This window comes from Streptomyces sp. E11-3, from assembly GCF_046540415.1.
Lineage (GTDB): Bacteria > Actinomycetota > Actinomycetes > Streptomycetales > Streptomycetaceae > Streptomyces.
In genome coordinates this window covers 3,509,633-3,534,983 of sequence record NZ_JAZGRL010000001.1, presented here as the reverse complement: position 1 = coordinate 3,534,983, position 25,351 = coordinate 3,509,633, and the positions used below count along the sequence as shown (strand labels likewise).

The following is a 25,351-nucleotide window of genomic DNA, read 5'->3' as shown; positions in this document are numbered from 1 at the left end:
GGGGGGGGGGGGGGGGGGGGGGGGGGGGGGCCCCCGGCGGGCCCCCCCCCCCCCCCCGGCGGGTGACCGGAGCCTTCGGTTTCGGTCACCCGGGAGGGATACTCAGCAGCCGTCCCTGACGGTCTTGGCCGAGAACATGCTGGCGGCCCACGAGACGGTCGCGGCCCCGCAGACCGGGGTGCTCGCCGGAGCGTTGACGCTCGCGTTGATCTGCAGCTCGTCGGAGCCGGCGTACGCCTCGTAGCCCGAGACGAGTTCCATGATCGCGTCGGTCTTCATTTGTTCACCCCCTTGTCGATGACGTGCACTGACTGCGTGAAGTAGTGGTTCAGGCTGCTCAGCAGGTCCACTCGTACGTCGCACCGCTGGCGGCGCTGACGGCAGCGCTGCACTTGACCGAGCTGGTGCGGGAGATGGCCACGGAGGCGCAGATGTAAGTGGTGGCCGGAGCGCCCGCGGCGGCGCTGACGTTGAGCTCACCGGCCTCGGTGTAGGCGCTGTAACCGGCGACGAGGTCAGTGATAACCGCGCTCTTGTTCTCCATGAATATTCCTTTCATCGGATTCTGAGATGAATCCAGGAGGCGCGATCACGCCTCCTGGAAAGCACCTCAGCTCGGGGCTGGGCCGGCTTCGTGGGCGTCAGGAGATGTCAGGGGAGTCCACGTTGCGGGACGGGTCGGAGGGGTCGACGTTGGCCGCGACCAGGCAGTCGTGGAGGACCTCGGCGATCGAGTCGGGCGCCTCGGCCGTCTCCACCAGGGCCTTCGCCAGCACGCTGGCTCGGTGCTGGCCGAAGCTCAGGCTGTCCATGCCGGGGGAGGAGTCGCGCGGCTCCCAGGCCATGGCCACGCCGGGCCTCAGGCGGCGCGTGAACACCGATGTCTCCTCGCCGATGCCGGGCAGGCCGCCCACGACGTCGGCGATACCCGCTGCGGCGTACCGGTCCCGCTGGTCGAGATAGACGACCAGGGCATCGCGGCGGGGGTAGAGGAGCTTGCTGGAGACCACCTTCGCCCGGTACGTCAGCTCGTGTGTCTCCAGGTGGTCGAGGACTGTCTGCCAGACCTGCCGCGCCGCTGACCACTCCTTGATGTGGATGTAGACGCGCAGAAGATCGGCGGATCGGTGCGGCCGTGTGCCTTCGACCAGAAAGAAACCGGGCGAAAGCCCCGGCCTCATAGAGGTGTTGACCACGTCGGCGACGCTGCCGGAGACGACAGCCCCTTCGGCGCGCACCCGGTCGGCCGGCACGCGTACGAGGACTCCGCTGAGCTCGACCACATGCGCTTCCTCCCCGGCCACCCGTACCAGGCCGCGAGTCACCGTCTCCCGGTGCGGCACGCCCTTGGCGAGCTCGCCCTCGAACGCGGCGTCGCGCAGCCGGAAGGGGAGTGACGTGTCCGCCATCGACAGCCCCGCGTGGAGCTCGTGGTAGAGCGCGTCGGACAGCAGACGGCGCAGCTCTCTGGGTGTCTCCGCCTCGATACGCTGCTCCCCCACCGTGGCGCTGGAACGGTCCGCGGCCACGTGGACAAGGCCGGCGGCGTCGAGTAGCGCACGGGAAACGGGAATGTCACTCATTGCGTTTCCTCAAATCCGAGAATGGCAGCGAACTTGTGCGGTGTGATCAGGGCGCCGCGGCCGATTCCTGCGGCGGCCCGCTCGATCCCGGACAACCGCTGCCCCTGCGCCGCGCCGGCTACCAGCCGATCCAGCAGGTGCCAGCCGGCGAATGCCGTGGCCCGGCCGGAAAAGCCGGGGTCTGCCTGGTGCCGGCTCAGATAGCCGCACCAGAACTGGCGTACCAGCGGGAGCAGGCGCTCTATCTTCTCGGCGCCGCGCGTCAGTACCTGGTCGTGGGTCAACTCGACGTCGGGGAACTGCGCACCGCCGTCTCCCCGGTTGGTGACTATGTCGAGAACTGAGCGGTACAGCCATTCACCGGCGAAGGCGCCCACGTCGCGGGCCGGATCCGCGGAGCGGAACTCTTCCCAGTCCGCGATCACGGGGGATCCGTCGTCCAGGACCAGGAGTTGGTCCACCCGGAAGTCGCAGTGGGAAGGGACGCGCGGCGCTTCCTCCTCCCACTTCCGCAGTCTTTCCAGACCTTCACGGAGACCGATGTCGTGCTGCAGGAGCCGCCACGCCTCCAGCTCGGCGAAGCTGAGCTCGTTGTACGTGGCCAGGGGGAGCGCGTGCAGCAGGCCGGGGTCCGGCAATGCGGGCAGCGTGGTGTCCAACTCGCCGACGGGGGCGGCCGCGTGCAGTGAACCGATCTTCTGCCCGACGGTGAAGGCGAGTTCCTCGCCGAAGGTCTCATCGACCATCAGCTCGGCACCGCTTTTCGCCGTCACGTGGTCGAAGGCCACCAGTCCCGCATCCCGGTCGCAGCCGAGCAGTGCCGGGACATGGCCGGCCAGTTCGGGCACGCTGCCCACGAAGTCCTCGAACGCCAGCATCCGGCGCATTCGGGCCTGCACATCTGGCGCGGTGCCCACAAGACATTTGACGAATACCTGGCGACCGCTTTCCGTGCGCCCGGACCAGGCATGGTTCCGGCCAACCGGTGCGGACACCGAATCACGTACGAAGGCGCCGAACCCGAGTCGACTCAGCAGAGCGTCCACTTCCGGGAACGCGTCCAGGTCCACCGGCCGGAACGCGGGGAGGGTCTTGGACTCGGCTTGCTCCTTTTCCGCAGCGAGGGTTCCGCTGGATCCATCCAGATCAAGCCCCGGCATATCTCCCCCGTTTCACTCTTGCTTACTGGGACGAGTATTTCCGGGTTTCGGTGGGCCGGACCAGCCGCCATTGGTCTGTTGTCGCCAGTCAAGTGGCGGTGAACAAGGGCGAGATGGCGTCAGTCGAAGGCAGGGTGGCGCCAGTCGACTGGCGCGCCGCGTCCGACCGGTGGGCCGACGGATGGGTCTTCGGAAAACAGTGAGCTCCGGCGGTGTCACCGCCGGAGCTCACTGAATCGGTACGGGGCTGCCGTCAGGCAGCTTCAGACGTCGGGGGTGCGCTCATGGGCAGCCGTGCCCGGTAGGCGATCACCGCCGCCTGTACGCGATTGACGACTCCGAGTTTGTTGAAGATGTCGCTGACACAGTCCTTGACCGTCCCGGTGCCCAGCAGCAGCCGACGCCCGATGTCGGCGTTGGACAGGCCCTCGGCGATCATGGCCAGCACCTCGTGCTCGCGTGCGGTCAGCGACGCGGTCATCCGACGGGCCTCCGAGGAGGCGTCGGAGAACTGCACATCGTCCTCCAGCTCCGCCATCAGGAGGGAGGAGGCCAGAGTGGACAGCACGGTGCTACCGACAGCGAGAGCGCGGACCGACGCCAGCAGCTCCCTGGGGCCGGTGTCCTTCAGCAGGCAGCCCGCTGCCCCCATACGCAGTGCGGTGAGGACGGACTTTCCGACCGAGGGCGAGGACAGTACCGCCACCCGAGGCGGGTTGGGCAGGTCCAACAGGTCTTCCAGCAGCGCCAAGCCGTTCGTGGCCCCCGTCCGGATGTCGAGCAGTACGACGTCGGGGCGGCACCGCCGCGCCTCGGCGAGGGCCTCGGCTCCTCCTGCGTCCTGAGCTTCGAGGTCGTCGGCGGACTCGATGATCATTCGCAGTCCGGCCCGCAGCAGAGGATCGTCGTTGACGATGAGGGTGAGGGTCACGATCGCCTCCCGGCCCGAATGCGGCTGATCACCGTCTGGACGACAAGGCCGCCGACGATGACGGCCAGCGAAACCCAGACGGCATGTTCCGAGACGGTCTCGGCTATGTCCACTGCTGGCTGCCCGATGGCGTAGCCGAGGCCGACGAACAATCCGGTCCAGGCAGCCACGCCGATCAGGTTGAGGAGGAGGAAGGTCGGCAGGCCCATGCCCACCCAGCCGGCCGAGGCGAACACCACCGGACCCGGCACGAGCGGCAGCGGCTCCAGTACGACAGCCGCCCCGATGATCCATCGCCTCGCCGGTGTGTCGCGGCTGAGGAGATCGAGGCGGCGCCTGGCCCGGCCGCCCTGCTGGGAGCCTGCGAAGAGCCGCACCACATTTTCGCCCCACAGCCGGCCTGCCAGCCAGAACACCCAGGAGAACTTCATCATCCCGAAGATGCCGGCGGCCATCACCAGGGCCAGCGGGGCCTCACCGACGCGGGCGAACGCGCCCGCGATGGCCATCGCACTCTGCGTTCCGGTCAATGCCTCCAGGAGTACGGGATTCGTGCCGATCAGCCATGGCTTGAGCGGCCACATAGCGAATGAATAGGCGAATACCAGCCATATGCCGTACCAGCAAAACAGGTCCCTCGACGAGGGTGTGCCGCCCCAGGGCAGCCAAGGTTTGTCGAGTGGACGGGATTTGCCGACACGATCGCGCTGGGTCTCGGTGGTCAAGCGGGACCTCACAGTACGAACGCGTGTACAGCGAATCAGCTGTCGCGGTCACGCTGCCGCGCCCTGTCTGATTCGCCAGGAACCTCACGTACCCAGCCAGGCGCACGGGCGGATGGCACGGAACGTCCACCGATGCGATCAATCACCGCGAGGCTCTGACTGGGAAGGGGCTTCAGGGAGCCGCAAATCGCCCTTGGCGACGCGCTCCAGACCAGTCCACTCGCGACAGCAAAATAAACACGCTTCAACGTCCCCCGTCTAGCGAAATTGGTGCGTTGGCTGTGGTCAGCAGCAACATTTGCGATCATTACACAGGCCAGAGGCCGACTTCAACGATAACTCTCTGAGGTATGTCCGTTACGCCCAGACGTCCCCTCGGACGCCTGGTAGGCATCAAGGCAGCCGCGCCGCAGGGCGGCCGCCCACCCCGCGGATCGCGCCCGACAGCACCACTTGCCGTGATGGAAAGTGTCTGCCATGCTTTCCATTATGGAAAACGCATCACGCAACTCCCATGGCTTGGACGCCGGTTCCGCACGCGCGGCCCTCGACGCGGTCGCCGCGTCCCGGACTCAGGCGGCGGCACATGTCGCCAGCCCCTGGTGGTACCACGTAGGGATGGGGCTCACGGTTGCACTCATGTTCCTCTCGATGAGCCTGCGCATGGCCTCGTGGGCCGTGCCGCTGTTCGTCGGCGTGATGGTCGGCCTCGGGCTGGCCGTCCGGAGGGCGACGGGCGTCTCCTTCGAGCGCTATACGGCCACTCCCGGCGCCACCAGGCTCTTCGGGATCTATGTGCTGGCCTTCCTGCTCGTCGTGGTGACGGGGATGGGTCTGGAGTGGGGCGCGGGGGTGCGCTGGGCTATCGCCGGCGCTGGGTTGGTGGCCGGGGTGCTCACCATCGTCGTGGGATACCGCGTCGACGCGGCCGCACGGCACGACGTCCGGGCCGGACGATGACCGACGCGGCCTTCGACGAACTGATCCACGCCCCGAACCGGTTGCGGATCTGCACCATGCTCGCCGCCGTCGACGCCATGGAGTTCTCCGTGGTTCGCGATGCCCTCGGGGTAAGCGACTCGGTTCTGAGTAAACAGGTCAAGGTCCTTCAGGTGGCGAGCTATGTCTCTGTCACAAAGGCCCGCGGCAGCTCTCACCCGCGCACCTGGCTCGCGCTCACCCCCGAAGGCCAACAGGCGCTAGCCGGCCACATTCTCGAACTTCGCCGCATTGTCGAGATGGCACAAACGAGCAAGTGAACCCCCTATGCCTTGGTCGGGGGCCTGTAAGACTCCTCCAAGGCCAGAAGCTTCACCGCGTCCCCGCCGTACATGCGATACCCGGTCGGCGCGCTGGCGGGGGTGCCTGCGGCGCGATTCCACGCAGTGGCACGTGGTGGTTCATCACGACACGGGCGGCCTTTCTCCGCCAGTCGCGTCGAGCAGCAGCTTCGCGGCCACCGTCGCCCCGTCGGCGCGGATCGTGGCGGCCACGGCGGTCGCTCGTGCGCGGGTCTCGGGGGTCAGGGCCGTCCTGAGCGCGGCCGACAGGGATTCGGTGGTCGGAGTCGGACCGTCGTGGGCCGCGCCGATGCCCAGCTCAGCCACCCGGCCGGCCCAGTACGGCTGGTCCGCGAACTGGGGTACCACCACCTGGGGCGCGCCGGCTCGGGCGGCGGTGGTCGTGGTGCCCGCGCCGCCGTGGTGCACGACTACGGCCACCCGGCGGAACAGTGCGTGATGGTTGGCCTCGCCGATGGCGAAGCAGTCGTCGTGATCGTCGGTCAGGCCCAGGCCGGCCCAGCCGCGCGAGACGAGTACCCGCCGGCCCTGCGCGCGGACCGCCTCGATCGCCGCCTTGGCGACGTCCTCCGGGTCGCGCATGGGGATGCTGCCGAAGCCCACGTACACCGGCGGTGTGCCGGCCTCCAGGAACGCTTCCAGATCGGCCGGGAGCGGGCGCTCGTCCTCCGGCCGGAACCACGTTCCGGTCTGCACCACGTCGAGGTCCGCGGGCTCCGGCCACGGGCTGAGGACCGGGTCCGAAGCGAGCAACGGCCGGTCGGTGAGGACGTGGTCGCGAGCGTTGTCCACCGGGGGCAGGCCGATCGACTCACGGTGAGTGTTGATCCCCTGGCCGAACAGTTCGTTCATGTGCTCGGTGTTCAGGTCCCACAGCACCCGGTTGTCGGTCACCTCCGGCGGGAGCGACCGGCCCGGCCACACGAGCGGCGGGTGGTGCGGCGAGGGCAGGTACGTCGGGAAGTAGGCCACGAACACGTAAGGGATGCCCAGCTTCTCGGCCACCGCCCGCGCGGCTGCCGCGGCCGGGATCAAGCCGGTCGCCACCACCAGGTCGTATCCCGCGGCCGCCGGGGCGACCGCGTCGTAGGTCGTGGCGACCATCTCGGCCGCGCGCTGGGGCAGGCTCGACGGCGGCTGCGGCTTCGTCCCGGTCACCGCCCCCTTCACCATCGGGCGCAGCGGCTGGCCGATCGGCATCATCGGGACGCCGGCACCGTCCAGCAGCTCTGTGAAGTCCGGCGGCGCGCACATCCGCACTTCCGCGCCGAGCGCCCGCAACTGCACCGCGAGGCCGACCATCGGTTCGACGTCCCCGCGCGACCCGCACGCGATCAACAACACACGCATTTCGCAACTCTCATTTCATGGATTCCGGCCGTGGCCGACGATTCTGGTCAAGCCCCAGAGGCTTGTCGGAAGCCTCTGGGGGACACCTGCTGTGCGAAGCAGCGGCGGTCACCGAGTCCAGGGCAGTGCGAGGGTGCTCTCTGTCTAGGCGCTGGGTCCGCCGCTGGGCGCCGCGAGGCCCGTCATGGTGGCGTTCGGGGAGACGGTGACGACCGTGCCGGGGTCGGAGACGGCCCATTCGACGAGCTGGACGACGACTCCGTTGGGGTCGGTCAACTGGAACAGGCGCTCGCCCCACGGCTCTTCGCGCAGCGGCATGGTGATGGGGGCGCCCGCCGCGCGCAGCCTGGCCTCCTCGGCGTCGAGGCCGGTGACCGTGAACGCGAGGATCAGGCCGGTTGCCTCCCGGTCCCGCTGCTCGGCGGGGAGGACCTCGGTGCCCTTGCGCAGCAGGACGATGTCGACGGCGGCGTCCGCGCGGGTCAGCGAGACGAAGCCTTCGTCGGCCATGGCCACCTCGTAGCCGAGGTGGGTGCGGAAGAAGTCACGGGAGGCGTCGACGTCGGCGACGGTGAGGGAGAGGGTGGAGGCTGAGACGTTCACGGCGGCTCCTCGGGAAGGGATCGGAAGGGATCGGAGGGATCGGAAGGGGCCAGAAGGGGATCAGGCAACGGGAAGGTCGAGCTGGAACTCGCGGGTGCGCCGGTAGGAGCGGAACCCCAACTGGTGGTTGACGGCCAGCATGTGGACGTTGTCCTCGGCGTTGTCGGTCTCGATCTCGACGACACCGGAGTGCGCGGCACGCAGTCGGCGCACCATGGCGGCCTTGAGCCACAGCCCGAGACCATGGCCGCGGTGCGCGGGCACGACGGCGGTGTCGTACTGCTGCGCCCGGGGCGCGCCTTGCGGGAGAACGATCTCGGTGTACCCGGCCATGGCGCCGTCGTCGTGGACGGCGGCGAGGGTCAGCAGGGTGTCGCCGCGGTCGGCGATCACCCCGGCCATGGCCCGTACGCGGTCGGCGTCCCAGGCCACGGTGCCGTAGTCCAGGTCCCCGACGGGCATGTCGTTCATCGCGTTCTTGGCGGCCGCGAAGGCGACGGCGAGGTCGTCGGTCACCGTGCCGGTCCAGCCGGTGAGCCGGTAGCCCGGGTGCTCGGCCTCGGCGGCCTGGAGAACGGCGGCCTCGTCCAACTGGTCGAGGTGCAGGAGCAGATGGTCAAGGGCCAGTGCCTGGCGGAAGTTCCGCTTTTCGCAGAAGGCTTCGCCCGGACTGTCGGCCGCCACTTCGACGATCAGGCTGCGTCGGCCCTCGGCACGGCAGGCCGCCACGACCGCCGACAGCAGGAGGGAGCCGGTGCCCAGGCGCCGGTGCGCAGGGTCGACGTGGAGTTCCAGTTCGGCCAGGTGACTCCGCCCCGGGGAGGTGAACAGTCGCAGGCCCGCGACTCCGACCGGGCTGCCCTGCGACCCGGTGGCCAGCCAGGTCAGCCGGCGGCTGTTCAGCGGGGGCTTGGTGAGCTGGGCGTGGATCTGCTCGGGGCCGGGAGGCGGTACTCCCGGCAGGTCGCGGGCCATCGAGGCGGCGACGACCCGGTGCCAGGCGGCGGCGTCGGCGGCCGAGATGTTGTGGGACGGAGTGAGGCGGATGTGCTCGGACAAGGCGATGACTCCAGGGATCTTGTGAGGGGAACGTAAGTCCGGGTTCCGGACGTTGCGCACACATGCCGTACGCCGTACGCCGTACGCACAAGCGGGGGTTCGGTGCCCCCGGTCGGCGTCCGGCCCTTGCGACATCAGTCGACGCGACGCTCCGCGGGGCGTGGCAGCCGGTGTCAGTGCGTCGGAGCGGTGCCAGGACTCCAGCGGTCCAGGCTGGTGTATGCCGGGGCCCACTCGGCGGTGCAGACGGCGTGGACGGATACGGGCAGCGGAGCGAGCAGCTTCTCGACCGTCGGCTCGTCGGCGCCGTCCAGCAGCCACGGCAGCAAGAGTGGTGCGTCCGGGCCGATCAGCTGGGCATGGACCTGGCCGAAGTGGCCCCACTGCTCGGCCGTCAACGCCCGCCGGACCAGCGGCAGGGCCGCGTCCTCCTCGTGCTGGAGGTGCCCGGCCAGGCCGGTGGTCAGCGCGTCGGTCAGAACGCCCAACCGCAGCCGGCTGACCTCGGGGTCGGCGAGCGCCGCGTCGATGGCCTCGATCAGCGGGGCGATGGCGGTGTGCTCGGCCTCCATCGCCTCCAGAAGAGCCAGGTCCTTCGGGCGGCCGGCCAGACGTCGACGCAGCGCCGGCCACAGTGCGTCGTCCTCGGCCGTGTGGTGGGCGTGGAGAGCCTTTTTGAACAGCGTCCATCCGACAGTGGTCGGCAACTGCCGGGGGTCACGGTCCGTGTCGGTGGTGATCCGGTCCAGTTGGGCCATTTCCCGGCGCAGGGCATCGTGCATCGTGTACATCGCGGTCAGGTCGATGTCATCGCTCATCGGAGACGGCACCCTGGTTGACCGACGTGAAGAACGTGCCGATGCTCGTGAGCGCGTCCGGCTGTACGAACACCGGTTTCTTCAGGCGTGGTTGCATACCCTCGACCTTCTTACGGGTCGCAATCGTGATCAACGTAAACTTCCGCGCGGTTCGATAACCGCTGGGTTATCGAGGGGGGTTGGGGAGCCGATGGAGCTGCGGGACATCGAGATCTTCCTGGTGCTGGCCGAGGAGCTGCACTTCGGCCGGACCGCACAGCGGCTGCACGTCTCCCAGGCACGCGTCAGTCAGGCCATCAAGAAACAGGAGCGGCGCATCGGCGCTGAGCTGTTCACCCGCACCAGCCGCACGGTGTGCCTGACCGAGGTCGGCCGACAGTTCCGCGACGATCTGCAACCGGTCTACACGGGCCTGCACGACTCCCTGGAGCGCGCCCGGCGGGCCGCCCGCGGGATCACCGCGCAGCTCCGCGTCACGATGCTGCCCTTCAACGTCGTCGATCTGCACCCCTACTGGAAGACGTTCCGCTCGCGGTACCCGCAATGGGAACTCCAGATCCGCCTCGCGACCCTCACTGATGTGTTCGGCCAGCTCCGTTCTGGTGCCATGGACGTCCTTGTCGCCTGGCTGCCGGTCGAGGAGCCGGACCTCACCGTCGGTCCGACCTTCTGTACCGACTCCCGGGTCCTCGCCGTGGCCGCCGACCACCGGTTCGCGCAACGGGACTCCGTACCGTTGGAGCTGCTCGCCGAGTTTCCGCACGCCACTGCCCTCGGCCTGCCGGACTACTGGGAGGGCAGTTACCTGCCCTTCCACACCCCACGAGGCCGGCCGATCGAGCGCCTCATAGCGGTGGACAACGGCGATGAGCTGATCAGCCGGGTCGGCATGAGCGAGATCATCCACCCCTTCCCCGGCCATGTCACCAGGTACTGGGGCATGCCGAACATCCGCTTTCTTCCCGTCCCCGACATGAAGGACCTCACCTTCGTCCTGGTCTGGCGGACCGAAGCCGAGAACGATCTCATCCGCGCCTTGGCCGACACGGTGCGAGATCTCGGCGCACTCCGGTTGTGAGGCGATCGGCGGCGCGAGACTCCGTTTCTCGACCCGTCCAGGCAACAACGAACCTCCAGGTCGCCGACCTGACTGGCACGTAGTGGCGTGGCTCAGTCCGCGCGCCACGCGGTGATTGGTTGGTCCGGGCCGTACGTCGCCTGGAGCCCGGCGCAGTTGACGCCGCTGCGGGAAACCGCGATCAGCGGCTGCTTGGCCACCGGCTGGCGGTCGGCGCCGACCAGGTCGATCTCGATGTCGTTGCTGGGACGCCGAAAAGCCCTGGTGTGCGAGGCCGACGGAACCGGGTAACGTCTTTGTCATGTTCTTCCAGGCGCTGATTCACGAGTGAGCGCGTGATGGGCACCTGCTGACGTCCTCCGACGTCGCCGCCCGTCCCCCACCGATGAATCCGTAGATCACTTCACCTCATTACCGGGAGAACCCGTGACCGATAGCAAGAACATCAACAACCCCGTGGGCCAAGGCGGCGGCCAGCGCAAGAAGCTGTCCCGCGCCGAACGCCAGAACAACGGTCCGCACCGCAACCTCGACCGCCAGAGTGCCGCCGACCGGAAGGCGGAGCTGGTGCGCAAGATGCGCGAGAAGACGGGCACGGCTGAGGGCGCCGGGCAGATGGGCGACGACACCGCACAGAGCTGACGCACCGCCGCCGCAGGGCGGCGCCGCACGGGGCATGCCCTGCCGGGATGGCCGAGGCCGGGTTGCCATCACGGTGGTGCGCAAGTGGTGCGGGACTCCAGAACAGGCTGAGTCAACGCCAGCACAGTGCGCTCGCTGGTGTCGGAGCTCGGGCCGCGGATCAGACGCTGGTCGGTGCGGATCTTGATCGTGGTCTTCCGGGAGGTGTCCGCCAGGGTGGCGGGCCGCTGTGCGCGTCGACCTCGCTGTGCCGCACACTAGAGAGAGCAACCCGCCGAGGTGATGCAGAGATGATGCGGGTCCTCTCCAAAGGCGCTGTTGTTCTCCTGGCAGGGGCCATGGCGGTGGGGGGAGCCGCCGCTTGTGGCGGGTCCGGTGAGCAGGGGCCGACCAGCCCGGGTTCGACTGTCACCAGTACCGAGACCATCACCGTCGAACCGACGCCTACTCCCACCACACCCAAGGCGCCCACGACACCCAGGACGTCCCCGACGCCCAAGCTGCCGCCCCCGCCCGCACCTACCGCTGATGCCGTCACCACCGTCGAGAGGTATTTCGCGGCGATCAACGCAGGGGACTACCGTCGGGCGTGGGACCTGGGAGGCAAGAATCTTGACCGCTCCTACGCGTCCTTCGTGGCAGGATTTGCTGACACTGTCCATGACACCGTCCAGATCGTCGATGCCCGCGGCAGCGTCGTGACGGTCACGCTCGACGCGCTGCGAACAGACGGGACCGTGCGCTCCTTCGCCGGGACATACACGGTCAAGGGCGGGGTCATAGTCGATGCCGATGTGCGACGTGTGGACAGCCCGGCGCCGGAGCCCCGGCGGACCTATCCACCGGGACCGCCCGCAGGCGTTCCCGACGTCGACTGCCCGGACCTGCCCGGCCCCGTCGATGTCAGCGGTGGCGACCCCCACAACCTCGACGCCGATGGTGACGGCATCGGCTGCGAGTGGGATTGAGCGGCCGCACATGGCTGGTGGCGGGGCCGCAGGTGTTGTGCCTGCGGCCCCGCTCGGGCGCCTGGGTCAGGACGGGTCGCCGTACTGGAGGCCGCGTCCGTTGGTGCCGACATAGACGCGGCCGTAGGTGTCGGGGTCGCCGGTGATGACGCCGGAGCTGCCGATGGCGCCCCACTGGTGGGCGTCGTCGTTGACGCGGAGCCAGGTGGCGCCCTTGTCGGTGGAGCGGAAGACTCCGGTGACGTCCTTGACCGTACCGATCAGGTACAGGGCCTGGTAGGAGCCGCCCGGGGCGGCCTTGCCGAAGCCGAGGGCGGAGGCGGACCGCACCGTTTTGAGCGTGGTGAAGGTGCGGCCGCCGTCGGGGGAGTGCAGCAGCCCCTTGGCATCGCTGGCGATCCACAGGTCTCCGCTGATGCCGGGGACGGCCGTGAGCCGGCCGGCGGGCAGGCTGGTGGCGCGGGCGGTGAAGGTCGCGCCGCCGTCGGTGCTGGCGTAGAGCGTGCCGTTGGTCAGTGAGTAGAAGGTCTTGGCTGAGGAGCGGTCGGCGACGACGACGGCGCCGGTGCCCAGGCCGCTGACCTTCGACCAGGTGGCCCCCTTGTCGGTCGAGCGGTACGGGGACTGGCCTTCCTCGGTCCAGACGATGGCGGAGCCGTCAGCCGAGAGCGCGACATGCCCGCTGTCGGCGCTGGCCACCGGCTCTGCCTTGAAGCCGTTCCAGCTGCTGCCGCCGTCGGCGGAGTAGGCGCCGTCGTTCTTGCCGCCACGGCCGACGCGGACCATCACCGAGGGGTTGGACTGGGCGAAATCGATGTCGGTGCTGGTGATCATCATCGGGTTCGCCAGCCGCCCGGCGGGCACCTTGGTCAGGGAGTCGTGGCGGAAACCGCCCAGGTCGCCCATGGCGGTGATGGCGGTGGCGCCGCCGGGCGGGGCGATCACGTCCATCAGCGCGGTCTCCTCAAGACCTCGGGCCCCCGCGGTCCAGTGGCTGGTGCCGCCGCTGTCGGTGGAGGTGGCGTCCTTGCTGCGCCAGATGCCGCTGCCGGTGCCGTACAGCACGTGCCCGGAGTTGAAGGGGTCGATGGCCAGGGCGGTCATCCAGTGCCCGGTGCCGGTACCGACGTAAGGCGCGGCGGAGGCGTCCCGCACCGACTTCGCGGCGAGTGCCTTCCAGGTCGTGCCGCCGTCGGTGGTCCGGTACAGCTCGTCCTCGGGCCACCAGCGGTCGAGGGTGGTGACCATCACCGTGGACGGCTTCCGCGGGTCGACGGCCAGACCGGAGAACCCGTAACTGCCCTTGGACGGAGAGACGTTCTTCCACGACCCACCACCCGTCGTGTACTTCCACACCGAACCCGCCGTCGCGCCGCTGGGCCCGACGGAGTTGGCGTACGTCAGGTACAGCGCGCCGTCACCGGAGAGCACGCCATGCTGCGGCATCTGGCCGGTGGGCTGCCCGGAGACAGCCTGCCAGGTGCTGCCGCCGTCGGTGGAGCGGTACAGGGAGGTGGACTTGTCGGCGACGCCGGCATAGACCGTCTTGCTTCCGGCCGGGCCGTACGTCACGAACGAGATGCCCGCGCCGCTGCTCGCCCCGTTCTTGACAGGGAACGAGGAGACCTGACTCCATGTCACGCCGTGGTCGGTGCTGCGCCACAGGCCGTTCTTGCGGGTGCCGAGCAGCAGGGTGCCGTGGTCCGCGGGGTCGATCGCCAGCCGTTCACCCGCCCCGCGGCCGTCCTCGTTGGCGCCCAGCTTGAAGGGCAGATCGGTGCGTTGGAAGGTGCGGCCACGGTCCGTGGAGCGCAGGATCGCGCCGTTGCCCGCCCAGCTGTTGGTGTAGGTGCCCGCCGCGAGGTAGAGCCGGTCGGGGTCGACGGGGTCGGTGGCCAGCGAATCGATGCCCAGCAGGTTCCAGTCCTTCTCGCCGACCCAGTCGGTCAGCGGGATCCACTGCTCGGCCGCGGCGTCCCAGCGGTAGGCGCCGCCCATGTCGGTGCGCGCGTACAGCAGGCCCTTCGCGCGCGGGTTGAACACCAGCCCGGTGACGTAACCGCCGCCTACCACCTCGGCGTTCTTCCACACGTACGGTCCGGCCGCGGGCGTGGGCTGCCCCCCGCCGGTCCCGCCCGCCTGGGTCTCGGGCGTCTTCACCAGCTTCCACTGCTGGTTGGTGCTGCCCTTGCCGGGATACTGGATGACTGCCGCGCCGTCGGCCTTGGAGCCTCCGGAGACGTCCAGGACCTGGCCGCTCCTGCGGGAGGTGAAGGTGACGGCGTCGGAACCGCTCACCTCGTCGATCCGCCACTCCTGGGAGGTGGCGGAGCTGTCGGTCTGCTGCTCGGCGGCGGCCGCCTTGGCGGTCGAATCGCCCGCTACGCCCAGCACTTTGCCGCTGTTGCGGTTCACCAGCTCGTAGTAGCCGTCCCCGGCGGGCCTCAGCTTCCACTGCTGGTTGCCGGTGTTCTGGTCGGTCCACTGCTGGATGCGGGTGCCGTCGGCGGTGGAGAAGGCGTTGACGTCCAGCACCTTGCCGCTGCGTACGGAAACCAGCCGGTAGTAGGCATTGCCGTCGACCGTCGCGGCCTGCGAGTCCTCCTGCACGAACAGGAGGTACGGCACGACGATGGCGGGCACGCCGAACAGCAGACCGGTCGCGGTCCAGCGACGGCGGTGGCGCCCGCGGCGCCCGCCGTTCGTGGGGTTCTTCATGGGGGAGGTGTTCTCCTTGCGCGCCGTTCACCAGAGGAAGATGGATCCAGCTACCGAAATGGCCGGATCCGACTCCTTGTGGTCACAGGCCCGCGAAGGGTTGCCTTGTGCCGGGAACTTTCTTGGCGCCTGGATCCTGCTGGTGTTGGGCATCGCGTTGGCGATGACCAACTTCGGCAGCGCCGGAATCCCCAACTTCTCCTTGGCACGTAGTGCACGACCGCCATTCGGCTACCGGGTTGCCGAACAGCGAAGCCGGGGGATACCGACGACACGAACCGCCGCGGACTCCGACCACTTGGTTTGCAGGCTTCGCGTCGGGGCGTGCATCGTCGCGGCGATCGAGTATGCCCACGCCTGGGTGCGTGGCGAGGTCAAGATGATGCGGGCCCGCGCGGCGGGCGGCCATGCCAAGGGCGCGGCTCGGGACCTGCGTGGCGCGGCACGGCATGCCGCGTATGCCGCTGGCCAGGCCGGAGTCGTGGCCCACGTCGCCGCGCACGAGCTCGGTGCGGCCGCCTACGCGATCAAGGCCGCACGCGCTGCCGCGCCACAAGGCGAGAGCGAGGCCGCGGGGCGACGTGAGTGCCAGTGGCAGCGCGACCAGCTCCCGGAGGCGATTCGCGAGCTCGTACTTGACGACCAGCGACTGCGGAACGACATCTGCTGGTCGGTGTTCGACTGCTGAGCGCGGCTGTGGCGAAGGTCGTAGGCGGGGAGGTCCGGGTGTGGCGGGTCAGGTGACGGCTGACCTGGCCGTGGTGGGCAACGGGGTTCTGGGGTTGTCGATCGCCCTTGAAGTGGTACGGCGTTCACCACAAACCTCCCTGTCTGAACCCGCGGCGCCCGCTTCGTCGGGGAGTCAATGACGAGAATCGAGCTCACGCTCTGAGCTGCGGTCGGGGCACGCCCGTGCGGAGACCGCCCGGCAGCGGCTCGAATCACGCGGCGGGCCGGGCTCTGCGGCATCCTCGCGGGCGGGGCAGTCGTCGTTGATCTCCGTACGCCGCAGTCAGATCGAACCCCGCGCCGCCGAGGGGAACCGCCGCGCCCGCGCCACGCTCTGGGGCGTTGAGCACATCTCCGCGCTGATGGCCACCGCCCAACTCGGGATCACCGCCTCCTCGTTGGTTCTGGGCGCGGTCGCGGAACCCGCCATCGCGCACCTCCTGGAGCCCGTCTTCGAGGCCACGCACGTGCCGCACGCGCTGGTCCACCCGATCGCGTTCGTCATCGCCCTGACCGTGGCGACGTATCTGCACATGCTGATCGGCGAGATGGTCCCGAAGAACATCGCGCTCGCCGCGCCCGTGCGGACGGCGCTGATTCTGGGGCCGCCGTTGGTCGCGCTCACCCGCGCCTTCAGGCCGGTCGTCTTCGGCATCAACGCCTTCGCCAACGCCCTGCTGAAACTGCTGAGGGTGGAGGCCAAGGACGAGGTGGAGTCGGCGTTCACGGACGACCAGCTCGCGCGGATGGTGCGCGACTCCAGCGCGGCCGGACTGCTCTCGGCCGCCGACGCCGAACGCCTGCGTGACGCGCTGGAACTGGGCACCCGGCCGGTCGGCGAGATCCTCGTCCCGACGGCCGGGATGCGCACCGTCGATCACACCATCACCCCGGCGCGACTGGAGCGAGTGGCGGCCGATGCCGGGTTCTCCCGCTTCCCGGTCACCGGCCCGCACGGCACGCTGCGCGGCTACCTCCACATCAAGGACACCCTCGGCGTCGCCGACCGCGACGCCCCCTTTCCGGCGACCGCCCTGCGCCCGGTCACCCAGGTCCGCATCGACACCCCGCTCGACGACGCCCTCACCGCGCTACGGGCCGTGGGCAGCCACCTGGTCGCGGTGACCGGTGAGACGGGCGCTGTACTCGGCTTCGTCACCATGGAGGACGTGCTGTCGGAGCTGGTCGGCCCGCCGTACGCCTAGTCACACCCAGCGACGTTTTACGGGGCTGTAGGTGTGTGGCTAGGGTGCCGGGGATGTTCTGCTACGACGTGACTCCCGTAACCCCCGTTAGACGTGGATGGACGCGCCGAGGTTCCCCGCAGGAGCAATCGTGAGCAAGACGTTGCGGCCGACGAGCCGCCACGCGACGCCGCTTCCCCCGCAGTGGCCCGCCCCCGAGAAGGACTCCGGTGGCGGGGCCGCTCAGGGCGGGTCGGCGGCGGGGGCCGACAGGCCGGCCAAGCAGCGGGACGCGTTCTTCGACAACGCCAAGTACCTGGCGATCGTCCTGGTGGCGTTGGGGCACGCATGGGAGCCGCTGCGCGACGACAGCCGGGCCGCGGCCGCGCTGTACATCACCGTCTACACCTTCCACATGCCGGCGTTCATCGTCATCTCCGGCTACTTCTCCCGCAGCTTCGACGCCAGCCCGGACCGCCTCAAGCGCCTGGTGACCGGGATCGCGGTGCCGTACGTGGTCTTCGAGGTCGCGTACACCTTCTTCAAACGGTGGGCGGACGACGACCCGACGTATCCGATCAGCCTGCTCGACCCCTGGTACCTGACCTGGTTCCTGGCCGCGCTGTTCATCTGGCGGCTGACCACCCCGCTGTGGAAGATGGTGCGCTGGCCGCTGTCGCTCGCCGTCGCCATCGCCGTCCTGGCGTCGGTGTCCCCGGACATCGGCGACGACCTCGATCTGCAGCGGGTGCTGCAGTTCCTGCCCTTCTTCGTCCTTGGGCTCCGCCTGAAGCCGGAGCACTTCCAGCTGGTACGCCGCAAGGACGTGCGGATCCTGGCCCTGCCGGTCTTCGCGGCGGCCCTGGTCTTCGCGTACCGGGCGGCCGAGCGGATGAACGCGGCCTGGTTCTACCGCCGCGACAGCGCCCAGGAGCTCGCCGCGCCCGGCTGGGCGGGGGGCGTGATGACGCTGGCGATGTTCGGCTGTTCCCTGGTCCTCGTCGCCTGCTTCTTCGCCTGGGTCCCCGGCCGGAAGCTGTGGTTCACCGCGCTCGGCGCCGGCACGCTGTACGGCTACCTGCTGCACGGCTTCCTGGCCAAGGGCTCCCGCTTCTGGGACTGGTACGACGCCGCCTGGGTGCACCAACCGCTCGGCGAGATCGTGGTGACCGTCATCGCCGGAACGGTGATCACACTGCTGTGCACGCCACCGGTGCGGCGGATGTTCCGCTTCTCGATGGAGCCGAAGATGGAGTGGGCCTTCAAACGCGACGCCGCCGCCCTCGCCAGGGACCGCGAACGGGCCGCATCTCGTCACTGACCTGGGCAGGCCCCTCGTGGCGGGGGGAACTCCCCCGCCACGAGACCCCTTCCATAGGAACCGNCGATGGAGCCGAAGATGGAGTGGGCCTTCAAACGCGACGCCGCCGCCCTCGCCAGGGACCGCGAACGGGCCGCATCTCGTCACTGACCTGGGCAGGCCCCTCGTGGCGGGGGGAACTCCCCCGCCACGAGACCCGTTCCATAGGAACCGATCCATTTCAAGGAGCAGCACTTGTCCGCCAGACCGACGGACCATCCGGGGCACAGACCCCGACCTTCCCGCCAGACCCCGGGTGATCTCGCTGATCACGACAGGCGGCAGGATGCCCTCTCTCCCATGACGCACCGATGAGTGCCGCGCTGGGCCTGCTGGCCGTCTTCGTCCTGACCGCCGGTACGGGCTATTTCGTCGCCCAGGAATTCGCCTACGTCTCCGCGGACCGCCTCGCTCTGGCCCGTGAGGCCGAAGCGGGTGACAAGCGCGCCGCCCGCGCCCTGAAGGTCCTTGAACGGCTGTCCTTCATGCTGTCGGGCGCGCAGCTCGGGATCACGGTGACCGGTCTGGTCGTCGGCTTCATCGCCGAGCCGTCGGTGTCCGCGCTGCTCAGGCCCGTGCTGAACGGGATGGGCATCCCGGACGGCGCCGTCAGCGGCATCTCCGTGGTCCTCGCCTTCGTCCTCGCCACCGTCGTGCAGATGGTCCTGGGCGAGCTCGCTCCGAAGAACCTCGCACTCGCCGTGCCCGAGCGGCTCGCCAAGTCACTGGCCTCCTCCACCCTCGCGTATCTGAAGATCGTCGGGCCCGTCGTACGGATCTTCGACAGCGCCGCGAACAGGCTGCTGCGCCGCGTCGGGATCGAACCGGTCGAGGAGCTGCACCACGGTGCGACCCTGGAGGAGCTGGGCCACCTCATCGGCGAGTCCCACGAGCAGGGCGAGCTGCCCAAGGACACCGCGGCACTCCTCGACCACGCCCTGGAGTTCTCCGAGCGCACCCTGGACGAGGTGATGGTGCCGCGCGCCGACGCCGTCTTCGTCCGCAAGGACGTGAGCGCGGCCGACGTGGTCGAACTGATCGCCAAGCACGGCCACTCCAACTACCCCGTCCTCGGCGACCACCCCGACGACATCGGCGGCGTGCTGGGTGTCCGCGAGCTGACGCGACTGCCGGCCGAGAGCCTGACCGGCACGACGGCGGGCGCGCTTGCCCGTCAGCCGCTGCTGCTGCCGGACACCCTGGAACTGCCGGACGCGGTCACGCGGATGCGCGAACGGGACGACGAGTTCGCCGTCGTTCTGGACGAGCACGGAGGCGTGGCGGGCATCGTCACGTACGAGGACATCGCCGAGGAACTGGTCGGGGACATCGCCGACGAGAGCGACACCGTCGTCGAACTCGCCGTCGCCGACGGGGACGGCTGGCTGGTGGACGCCGGACGCCGCCTGGACGAGGTCGCCGAGGCCACCGGCATCGGGCTGCCCGAGGAAGAGGACTACGACACCGTCGCGGGCCTGATCGTCGACCGGCTCGGCCGCTTCCCGGCGGTCGGCGACCGCGTCACGGTCGACCTGCCCGACGGCGGCACGGCCGTCATCGACGTACGCGGCCTCGACCGCCACGTGCCCGAGAAGATCCGCCTGGAGCGCCGGGCCGCTCAGGGCGCCTCTAGTGAGAGCGCTCCGAGTGAGAGCGCTGCGGGCAAGGAGGAACTGGCATGAGTTTCCCGATCGCGCTCTTCGTCACCGTCGTTCTGCTGATCGGCAGCGGCTTCTTCGTAGCCGCCGAGTTCGCTCTTGTCGCCGCCAAGCGGCATCGGATGGAGAAGGCGGCGTCCGAGCGGAAGCGCGGAGCCAAGGCCGCACTGGCCGGGATGCGAGAGCTGTCGCTGATGCTCGCGGGCGCCCAACTCGGCATCACCGTCTGCACCCTGGGCCTCGGCTCGATCTCCAAGCCCGCGATCTCGCACGAACTCGACCCGCTGCTGCACAAGGCGGGGCTGCCCAGCGGGCTGAGCTACGGCGTCTCCTTCGCCTTCGCGATGACCGTGGTGGTGTTCCTGCACATGGTGGTCGGCGAGATGGCCCCCAAGTCCTGGGCGATCGCCCATCCCGAGCGCTCGGCGATGCTGCTCTCGCCGCCCTTCCGGGCGCTGGTGAAGGTCGTACGTCCCCTCATCTGGCTGCTCAACAAAGTCAGCAACGCCCTCGTGCGGATGTGCCGGGTCACCCCGCGCGACGAACTCGCATCGGTCCACAACCGCGAGCAGCTCACCCACCTCGTCGAGGAGTCCGAGCGCCTCGGCCTGATCAGCGAGGCCGACTCCGACCTGATCACCAATTCCCTCATCGAGCCGCACACGCCCGTTGGCGACCTCCAGACGCCCGCCAGTCAGATCACCTCGGTGTCGGCGCAGGCCGACGTCGATGACATCCTCGGCACGGCGGCCGAGCACGACCGCAGCCGTCTGCTGGTGCTCGACGGCCCGCTGGTCGTCGGCTCCGTCCATGCCCGCGACGCGCTGATCGCCCGTGCCCGGGGCCGGGCGGCGACCGCCCGGGAACTCGCCCGCCCGGTGCCGGAACTGACCGGACAGGACACGGTCGGCCACGCCATCGAGCAGCTGCGCGAGTGGCGTGCCTCTCTTGCCGTCGTCAGCGACGACACCGGCCGGCTCACCGGCATGGTCACCCTCGACGACCTCCTGGCCCGCCTGCTGCATCCACAGGCGGCGTAGGGAACAGGGAGGTTGTCGCCCAGGGACGGCGAGCGGCATATAACTCCCTGGCGCAACCAGGGAGTTCACCCCGATAGCACGACCGGGGCAAGCGAGCCGGTTAAGATCAACTTCTGGTGGGCTGCACAGGCACTGCGGAGAGGGAAGCCGGGTACGCGCGATGACGGATGGGGAAACCACGCGCTTAAGGGCCCGCGGCGCCCTGGCCGAACGCTGCCGAGCGATCACCGGGGCCAGATGGTTCGCCGTCACGGTCTTCGCGCTCATCCTCGCCAACGCGGCAGTGCTCGGCGTCGAGACATACACCGGCGTCGTGCACCGCTGGCACGAGGAACTGAAGCTCGTCGAGCACGGTTTCCTGGCCGTCTTCACGCTGGAGATCCTCCTGCGCGCCGCCGCCCACGCCGACCGCCCCGGAGACTTCTTCCGCGACCCGTGGAACCTCTTCGACCTCGTCGTGGTCCTGTGCGCGTTCCTGCCCGTCGTGCGCGAGAACGCGACCGTGCTGCGGATGCTGCGCCTGGCCCGCGTACTGCGCGCCGCCCGCTTTCTCCCCCAACTGCGCATCGTCCTCGTCGCGGTGGGCCGCAGTCTGCCCGGAACGGTGAGCTTCCTGTTCGTGGGCGCGCTGCTGCTGTACGTGTACGCGATGGTGGGCTGGGTCTTCTTCGCCGACGACGACCCCGTGCACTTCGGCTCCATCGGCCGTGCCGTCCTCACGCTCTTCCTCCTGATGACCCTGGACGGCCTTGGCGACGCGGTCCGCGCGGGCCTGGAGATCTCCCGCTGGAGCATCCTCTACTACGCCTCCTACGTCCTGCTCGCCTCTTTCGTCCTGGTCAACGTGCTCATCGGCGTCGTCATCACCTCCCTCGACGAGGCCAGGGACATGGAGAAGGAGGAGTCACAGCCGGCGCGGTCCCCGGCGGAGGCGACGGACGCCCCCGAGCATCGGCTGCGCGACCGCATCGTGGCGGCACGACGAGCCCTGGACGAGCTGGAGGAGAGCCTGCAGAACTTGCCCGTGCCCTGCTCGCGCGAAGGTGGAGGGACCGCGCCGTCCACTTCGGGGCAGACACACACCCCGCCCAGCGCCGCGACGTGATTCAGGTCGCCGAAGCCGATCTCGTGATGCGAGACGGTGCAGTGCCAGACGCGGCGAAAATGGCCTGGACAACAAACAGGCCCAGGTCCTCGACCTGGGCCTTCGTTATGGAGCGGGTGACGAGAATCGAACTCGCGCTCTGAGCTTGGGAATCTATGACGTGCAGGCCGTCCATATGGCATCTGACCTGCGGAAACGATCTGCCGAGAGAGTTGTCTCGAGGGTTCGCCCGCACCCGGATTGACCGCTGTTGGCCGCTCCGAAGGGCACGGATAGGGCACACGTTCCGTTGGTCTAGGTCGTGCGGCACATCCCTGCCTCAATGGTTGCGCCTTGCCTCCTGAAAACGTGAGGCTTGACGCAAGGGGATCTGGGTAGGAGACTGCTTGCGTGTTCCCTCCTGGCTTCGCGAGGGGAGGCGCAAGGAGATGGTCATGGAACTGCTGTCGGTGAAGGAGGCTGCGGCCCTGCTCGGGGTGGATGATTCCCGTGTCCGTCAGTTGCTGCACGACGGGAAGCTTCAAGGGCAGCGAGTCGGTGGTCGTTGGCTGGTTGCCGGGGACAGTGTCCGGGATCGCAAGGACCGGGGCCCTCGTTCGCGGAGACCGCTGTCGGCCCGCAATGCATGGGGCGCTCTGGCGGTGCTGGACGGCCATCAGCCGGTGAGCCTGTCCGATGCCGAGAAGTCTCGGGTGAGGACGCGGTTGCGGAACCTCCTTGCCCACGGGCAACTGTCTCCGGCCTTGCTCCGGGAGCTTCTTGCCGCCCGCGCTGAGGTTCGCTCGTACCGCGTGCATTCAGGCGTACTGCCAGCTTTGCTCGCCGCTCAGGATGTGGTGAGGGGGGGAGTGAGCGCTGCGGCGCAGGCGGGGGCAGACTACATCTCTCTCGGCCATGCGGAGATCTACGTGCATCCCGACAGGGTCGACAAGCTGGAAGCCGAGTTCGGCATGGTCCGTGATGAAGAGCGGGGCAATGTCTTGGCCCGAATTCCCCCGGCGGAGATGTGGTCGTTCCTGACCTCAAGGTCTGAGACGCCTGGGCAGGGTCACGACGCCCCCGCCTCAGTAGTGGTGGCCGACTTGCTGGACCGCCACGAGGGCCGAGCCGACGCTGCCGCAGCTGGGTTGCTTGAGCCTCTGCTGACTCGCTACGCACAGCCTCGGAGGGTGTGATCATGGCGGCTGAATTGCCCGGCGTGCGACTGGAGTCGGACCTGTTCACCGGTCCGCTGGTGGAGTTGTGGGGCGTACTGTTCGATCTTTCGGAGCAGGTGCCGGATGCGTGGTCGCTGATCGGTGGGCAGATGGTGCTCCTGCACGGCCTGGAGCATGGTCGGACCCCACCGGCGGCGAGCGCCGACTTGGATGTCCTGGCTGACGTGCAGTCGGACCAGCAGAGCTTGCGTCGTTTGGTCGCGGCGCTGGAACGGCTTGGGTTCTCCCCTGCAGGCATGTCGCCGCAGGACAACCTGTTGCACCGCTATCAGCGTGGTGTGGAGCCGCAGCGGTTAGTGGTGGATTTGCTGGCGCCCGACAATCTCGGCCCCCGTGCAGACCTCACGACGACGCCGCCCGGCCGCACACTGGAGGTGCCGGGCGGCCGGCAGGCCGCGCAGAGAACCGAGGCTGTGAGTGTGCAACTGGGGCCGCGGACCGGCCGGATCCATCGCCCCAGCCTGTTGGGGGCGATCGTGGCGAAGGCTGCGGCGGTGAGCATCAAGACCGCTTCACCGGAGCGCCACTACCGCGATCTGGCGTTCTTGCTCTCGTTGCCCGCCAATCCGCTGCAACTCAGAGATCAACTCGACAAGGGCGACCGTAAGAAGCTCGCGTTCGCCAAAGCTCTGCATGATCCGCAGCATGCTGCGTGGCGTCAACTGCCCGACGAGGGTGAGAGGACTGACGGCCAGGCCATGTACGCAATCTTGTGTCCGCCTGCGTGATGTGAGGCGGCCGAGCGCCCGTGACCTCGTCGCCGTCGAGGTGGTGCGCAAGTGGTGCAGGATTCCTGAATAGGTCTAGACAACACAAAGGCCCAGGTCGGGGATCATATCCCTGGCCTGGGCTTTCATCTTAAGAGCGGGTGACGAGAATCGAACTCGCGCTCTGAGCTTGGGAAGCTCATGTTCTACCATTAAACTACACCCGCGTGATGCGAGATTTGCTCGCCGCATCGTTCGGACACGATACCTCATCGAAGGCCCCCGGTGTATCTGCCGCGGGGTCTTCGTGGTGTCCAGGGCGGGAGATGAGGCTGCGGGGCGCGGGAGTTGGGGCGTAGCGTGGGGCGCGGAGTGCCGCCTGGAGTGGCGTCCCTTTCATCCCGTAATGTGAGCTTTCGTCGTCAGCGACTCACTGGTTGTGGGGAAGGGACTCGAGGACTTGATGGAGCGCACCGTCGTCCGTTGTGCCGAGGGGCACGTGTTCAGCACTGCTTCGTTTCCGATGCAGCAGCTCGGTGCCGAGCGCATCGGGCCAGGGCGGCTGATCCGCTGCCCGCGCTGTGCTCGGCTCCGGCATGCCGTGCCGGTGGAGCCGGCCCGCCGTTGAGCGGGAGCGGGACAGGGATAGGCATAGGGATAGGCATAGGGATAGGGCAGACAGGGCCGTAGGTGGAGAGGCCTGCGGGGTCAGCGCGCGGGGTCGTCGCGGAGTCGGATTGCGGCGGGCCCGCGCGCTCTGCGTATCCTCGGGGCGTGCTTCTCTCTGACAAAGACATCCGGGCCGAGATCGACGCCGGGCGAGTGCGGATCGATCCGTACGACGAATCCATGGTGCAGCCCTCGAGCATCGACGTGCGGCTTGACCGTTACTTCCGGGTGTTCGAGAACCACCGCTATCCGCATATCGACCCCGCCGTCGAGCAGGCCGACCTGACCAGGATGGTCGAGCCGGAGGGTGACGAGCCGTTCATCCTGCACCCGGGTGAGTTCGTGCTCGCCTCGACGTATGAGGTCATCTCGCTCCCTGATGACCTGGCCAGCCGGTTGGAGGGCAAGTCGAGCCTGGGGCGGCTGGGGCTGGTGACGCACTCCACCGCCGGGTTCATCGACCCCGGATTCTCCGGGCATGTGACGCTCGAACTCTCGAACCTCGCGACACTCCCGATCAAGCTGTGGCCGGGGATGAAGATCGGCCAGCTGTGTATGTTCCGGCTGTCGTCGCCGGCCGAGTTCCCGTACGGGAGCGACCGGTACGGGTCCCGGTACCAGGGGCAGCGCGGGCCTACGGCCTCGCGTTCGTATCTTCAGTTCCATCGCACGCAGGTGTAGTCGGGCGTGCCGTCCGGCTCTCCGGCCGGAACCCCCTCGGGTTCCGGCCCTCTCCTGTGGGCGGG

Annotated in this window: 24 protein-coding genes, 1 tRNA gene and 1 pseudogene; 14 read left to right on the top strand and 12 right to left on the bottom strand. The window is 68.7% G+C overall.

Going from position 1 to position 25,351, the window contains the following annotated elements; all coding sequences use genetic code 11:
- Positions 1-102 precede the first annotated feature (102 nt).
- The 6 genes from U9R90_RS16210 to U9R90_RS16185 form a co-directional block, all read right to left on the bottom strand.
- Entirely contained in the window at positions 103-279 is a 177-nt protein-coding gene (locus tag U9R90_RS16210; RefSeq protein ID WP_411057147.1) for a hypothetical protein, read from the bottom strand.
- A gap of 58 nt (positions 280-337) precedes the next feature.
- Positions 338-544, bottom strand: a complete 207-nt coding sequence (locus U9R90_RS16205; protein ID WP_411057146.1) for an LxmA leader domain family RiPP — start codon at positions 542-544, stop codon at positions 338-340.
- A gap of 97 nt (positions 545-641) precedes the next feature.
- Entirely contained in the window at positions 642-1,583 is a 942-nt protein-coding gene (locus tag U9R90_RS16200; RefSeq protein WP_411057145.1) for a T3SS effector HopA1 family protein, read from the bottom strand.
- Entirely contained in the window at positions 1,580-2,743 is a 1,164-nt protein-coding gene (gene lxmK, locus U9R90_RS16195) for a class V lanthionine synthetase subunit LxmK (RefSeq protein ID WP_411057144.1), read from the bottom strand. Before lxmK ends, U9R90_RS16200 begins: the two co-directional genes overlap by 4 nt.
- A gap of 253 nt (positions 2,744-2,996) precedes the next feature.
- A complete protein-coding gene (locus U9R90_RS16190) occupies positions 2,997-3,674 on the bottom strand; it encodes a response regulator (protein WP_411057143.1) in 678 nt (225 codons plus the stop codon).
- Positions 3,671-4,399, bottom strand: coding sequence for a DedA family protein (locus U9R90_RS16185; RefSeq protein ID WP_411057142.1), 729 nt, complete (start codon positions 4,397-4,399; stop codon positions 3,671-3,673). Before U9R90_RS16185 ends, U9R90_RS16190 begins: the two co-directional genes overlap by 4 nt.
- 651 nt (positions 4,400-5,050) lie before the next feature.
- Here U9R90_RS16185 and U9R90_RS16180 point away from each other — a divergent pair.
- Together U9R90_RS16180 and U9R90_RS16175 are read left to right on the top strand one after the other, a co-directional pair.
- Positions 5,051-5,359: a hypothetical protein gene (locus tag U9R90_RS16180; protein WP_411057141.1), complete on the top strand. Its 309-nt coding sequence runs from the start codon at positions 5,051-5,053 to the stop codon at positions 5,357-5,359.
- Positions 5,356-5,658, top strand: coding sequence for a transcriptional regulator (locus tag U9R90_RS16175; protein WP_411057140.1), 303 nt, complete (start codon positions 5,356-5,358; stop codon positions 5,656-5,658). Before U9R90_RS16180 ends, U9R90_RS16175 begins: the two co-directional genes overlap by 4 nt.
- A 144-nt stretch (positions 5,659-5,802) precedes the next feature.
- On the opposite strand, the gene U9R90_RS16170 is transcribed toward U9R90_RS16175, so the two are convergent.
- The 4 genes from U9R90_RS16170 to U9R90_RS16155 all read right to left on the bottom strand — a co-directional run bounded on the left by U9R90_RS16170 (position 5,803) and on the right by U9R90_RS16155 (position 9,530).
- On the bottom strand, positions 5,803-7,050 hold the full coding sequence (locus U9R90_RS16170) for a glycosyltransferase (RefSeq protein WP_411057139.1): 1,248 nt from the start codon (positions 7,048-7,050) through the stop codon (positions 5,803-5,805).
- Positions 7,051-7,194: 144 nt separating this feature from the next.
- On the bottom strand, positions 7,195-7,653 hold the full coding sequence (locus U9R90_RS16165) for a VOC family protein (protein ID WP_411057138.1): 459 nt from the start codon (positions 7,651-7,653) through the stop codon (positions 7,195-7,197).
- A gap of 60 nt (positions 7,654-7,713) precedes the next feature.
- Positions 7,714-8,712: a GNAT family N-acetyltransferase gene (locus U9R90_RS16160; RefSeq protein WP_411057137.1), complete on the bottom strand. Its 999-nt coding sequence runs from the start codon at positions 8,710-8,712 to the stop codon at positions 7,714-7,716.
- A 173-nt stretch (positions 8,713-8,885) separates the two neighbouring features.
- The gene (locus U9R90_RS16155; RefSeq protein WP_411057136.1) at positions 8,886-9,530 is read right to left on the bottom strand and encodes a hemerythrin domain-containing protein; all 645 of its coding nucleotides are present in this window, start codon (positions 9,528-9,530) and stop codon (positions 8,886-8,888) included.
- Positions 9,531-9,720: 190 nt separating this feature from the next.
- Between U9R90_RS16155 and U9R90_RS16150 the strand changes: the two genes are divergently transcribed.
- From U9R90_RS16150 to U9R90_RS16140, 3 genes are all read left to right on the top strand, one after another.
- Positions 9,721-10,608, top strand: coding sequence for a LysR family transcriptional regulator (locus U9R90_RS16150; RefSeq protein WP_411057135.1), 888 nt, complete (start codon positions 9,721-9,723; stop codon positions 10,606-10,608).
- A 426-nt stretch (positions 10,609-11,034) separates the two neighbouring features.
- The gene (locus U9R90_RS16145) at positions 11,035-11,250 is read left to right on the top strand and encodes a DUF6243 family protein (RefSeq protein WP_411057134.1); all 216 of its coding nucleotides are present in this window, start codon (positions 11,035-11,037) and stop codon (positions 11,248-11,250) included.
- Positions 11,251-11,885: 635 nt separating this feature from the next.
- On the top strand, positions 11,886-12,218 hold the full coding sequence (locus U9R90_RS16140) for a hypothetical protein (RefSeq protein ID WP_411057133.1): 333 nt from the start codon (positions 11,886-11,888) through the stop codon (positions 12,216-12,218).
- 66 nt (positions 12,219-12,284) lie between these two features.
- On the opposite strand, the gene U9R90_RS16135 is transcribed toward U9R90_RS16140, so the two are convergent.
- Complete coding sequence (locus U9R90_RS16135; protein ID WP_411057132.1) at positions 12,285-14,936, bottom strand: RICIN domain-containing protein; 2,652 nt, start codon at positions 14,934-14,936, stop codon at positions 12,285-12,287.
- A 58-nt stretch (positions 14,937-14,994) separates the two neighbouring features.
- On the opposite strand from U9R90_RS16135, the gene U9R90_RS16130 reads away from it, so the two are divergent.
- The 8 genes and pseudogenes from U9R90_RS16130 (at position 14,995) to U9R90_RS16095 (ending at position 23,957) form a co-directional block, all read left to right on the top strand.
- Positions 14,995-15,624: a putative immunity protein gene (locus U9R90_RS16130; protein WP_411057131.1), complete on the top strand. Its 630-nt coding sequence runs from the start codon at positions 14,995-14,997 to the stop codon at positions 15,622-15,624.
- A gap of 301 nt (positions 15,625-15,925) precedes the next feature.
- Positions 15,926-16,870 (top strand): annotated as a pseudogene (locus U9R90_RS16125) (hemolysin family protein); the annotation flags it as partial.
- A gap of 130 nt (positions 16,871-17,000) precedes the next feature.
- The gene (locus tag U9R90_RS16120) at positions 17,001-18,170 is read left to right on the top strand and encodes an acyltransferase family protein (RefSeq protein WP_411057130.1); all 1,170 of its coding nucleotides are present in this window, start codon (positions 17,001-17,003) and stop codon (positions 18,168-18,170) included.
- Between the two features lie 350 nt (positions 18,171-18,520).
- A complete protein-coding gene (locus U9R90_RS16115; RefSeq protein WP_411057129.1) occupies positions 18,521-19,891 on the top strand; it encodes a hemolysin family protein in 1,371 nt (456 codons plus the stop codon).
- Positions 19,888-20,907: a hemolysin family protein gene (locus U9R90_RS16110; RefSeq protein WP_411057128.1), complete on the top strand. Its 1,020-nt coding sequence runs from the start codon at positions 19,888-19,890 to the stop codon at positions 20,905-20,907. The genes U9R90_RS16115 and U9R90_RS16110 overlap by 4 nt, the downstream gene beginning before the upstream one ends.
- A gap of 160 nt (positions 20,908-21,067) precedes the next feature.
- Positions 21,068-22,012, top strand: coding sequence for an ion transporter (locus U9R90_RS16105; protein ID WP_411057127.1), 945 nt, complete (start codon positions 21,068-21,070; stop codon positions 22,010-22,012).
- A 434-nt stretch (positions 22,013-22,446) separates the two neighbouring features.
- Positions 22,447-23,187, top strand: a complete 741-nt coding sequence (locus tag U9R90_RS16100) for a helix-turn-helix domain-containing protein (protein WP_411057126.1) — start codon at positions 22,447-22,449, stop codon at positions 23,185-23,187.
- A gap of 2 nt (positions 23,188-23,189) precedes the next feature.
- Complete coding sequence (locus tag U9R90_RS16095) at positions 23,190-23,957, top strand: hypothetical protein (protein ID WP_411057125.1); 768 nt, start codon at positions 23,190-23,192, stop codon at positions 23,955-23,957.
- A gap of 135 nt (positions 23,958-24,092) precedes the next feature.
- Here the strand turns inward: U9R90_RS16095 and U9R90_RS16090 are convergent.
- Positions 24,093-24,163, bottom strand: a tRNA-Gly gene (locus tag U9R90_RS16090).
- Between the two features lie 547 nt (positions 24,164-24,710).
- On the opposite strand from U9R90_RS16090, the gene dcd reads away from it, so the two are divergent.
- Positions 24,711-25,286, top strand: coding sequence for a dCTP deaminase (dcd, locus tag U9R90_RS16085; protein ID WP_411057124.1), 576 nt, complete (start codon positions 24,711-24,713; stop codon positions 25,284-25,286).
- Positions 25,287-25,351 lie beyond the last annotated feature (65 nt).

What these genes read in the sequence shown, in the direction of transcription:
- U9R90_RS16210 (WP_411057147.1), bottom strand. Translation starts at nt 279, where the DNA reads ATGAAGACCGACGCGATCATGGAACTCGTCTCGGGCTACGAGGCGTAC.
- U9R90_RS16205 (WP_411057146.1), bottom strand. Translation starts at nt 544, where the DNA reads ATGGAGAACAAGAGCGCGGTTATCACTGACCTCGTCGCCGGTTACAGC.
- U9R90_RS16200 (WP_411057145.1), bottom strand. Translation starts at nt 1,583, where the DNA reads ATGAGTGACATTCCCGTTTCCCGTGCGCTACTCGACGCCGCCGGCCTT.
- lxmK (WP_411057144.1), bottom strand. Translation starts at nt 2,743, where the DNA reads ATGCCGGGGCTTGATCTGGATGGATCCAGCGGAACCCTCGCTGCGGAA.
- U9R90_RS16180 (WP_411057141.1), top strand. Translation starts at nt 5,051, where the DNA reads ATGAGCCTGCGCATGGCCTCGTGGGCCGTGCCGCTGTTCGTCGGCGTG.
- U9R90_RS16175 (WP_411057140.1), top strand. Translation starts at nt 5,356, where the DNA reads ATGACCGACGCGGCCTTCGACGAACTGATCCACGCCCCGAACCGGTTG.
- U9R90_RS16170 (WP_411057139.1), bottom strand. Translation starts at nt 7,050, where the DNA reads ATGCGTGTGTTGTTGATCGCGTGCGGGTCGCGCGGGGACGTCGAACCG.
- U9R90_RS16155 (WP_411057136.1), bottom strand. Translation starts at nt 9,530, where the DNA reads ATGAGCGATGACATCGACCTGACCGCGATGTACACGATGCACGATGCC.
- U9R90_RS16150 (WP_411057135.1), top strand. Translation starts at nt 9,721, where the DNA reads ATGGAGCTGCGGGACATCGAGATCTTCCTGGTGCTGGCCGAGGAGCTG.
- U9R90_RS16135 (WP_411057132.1), bottom strand. Translation starts at nt 14,936, where the DNA reads ATGAAGAACCCCACGAACGGCGGGCGCCGCGGGCGCCACCGCCGTCGC.
- U9R90_RS16130 (WP_411057131.1), top strand. Translation starts at nt 14,995, where the DNA reads ATGGCCGGATCCGACTCCTTGTGGTCACAGGCCCGCGAAGGGTTGCCT.
- U9R90_RS16115 (WP_411057129.1), top strand. Translation starts at nt 18,521, where the DNA reads ATGAGTGCCGCGCTGGGCCTGCTGGCCGTCTTCGTCCTGACCGCCGGT.
- U9R90_RS16110 (WP_411057128.1), top strand. Translation starts at nt 19,888, where the DNA reads ATGAGTTTCCCGATCGCGCTCTTCGTCACCGTCGTTCTGCTGATCGGC.
- U9R90_RS16105 (WP_411057127.1), top strand. Translation starts at nt 21,068, where the DNA reads ATGACGGATGGGGAAACCACGCGCTTAAGGGCCCGCGGCGCCCTGGCC.
- U9R90_RS16100 (WP_411057126.1), top strand. Translation starts at nt 22,447, where the DNA reads ATGGAACTGCTGTCGGTGAAGGAGGCTGCGGCCCTGCTCGGGGTGGAT.
- U9R90_RS16095 (WP_411057125.1), top strand. Translation starts at nt 23,190, where the DNA reads ATGGCGGCTGAATTGCCCGGCGTGCGACTGGAGTCGGACCTGTTCACC.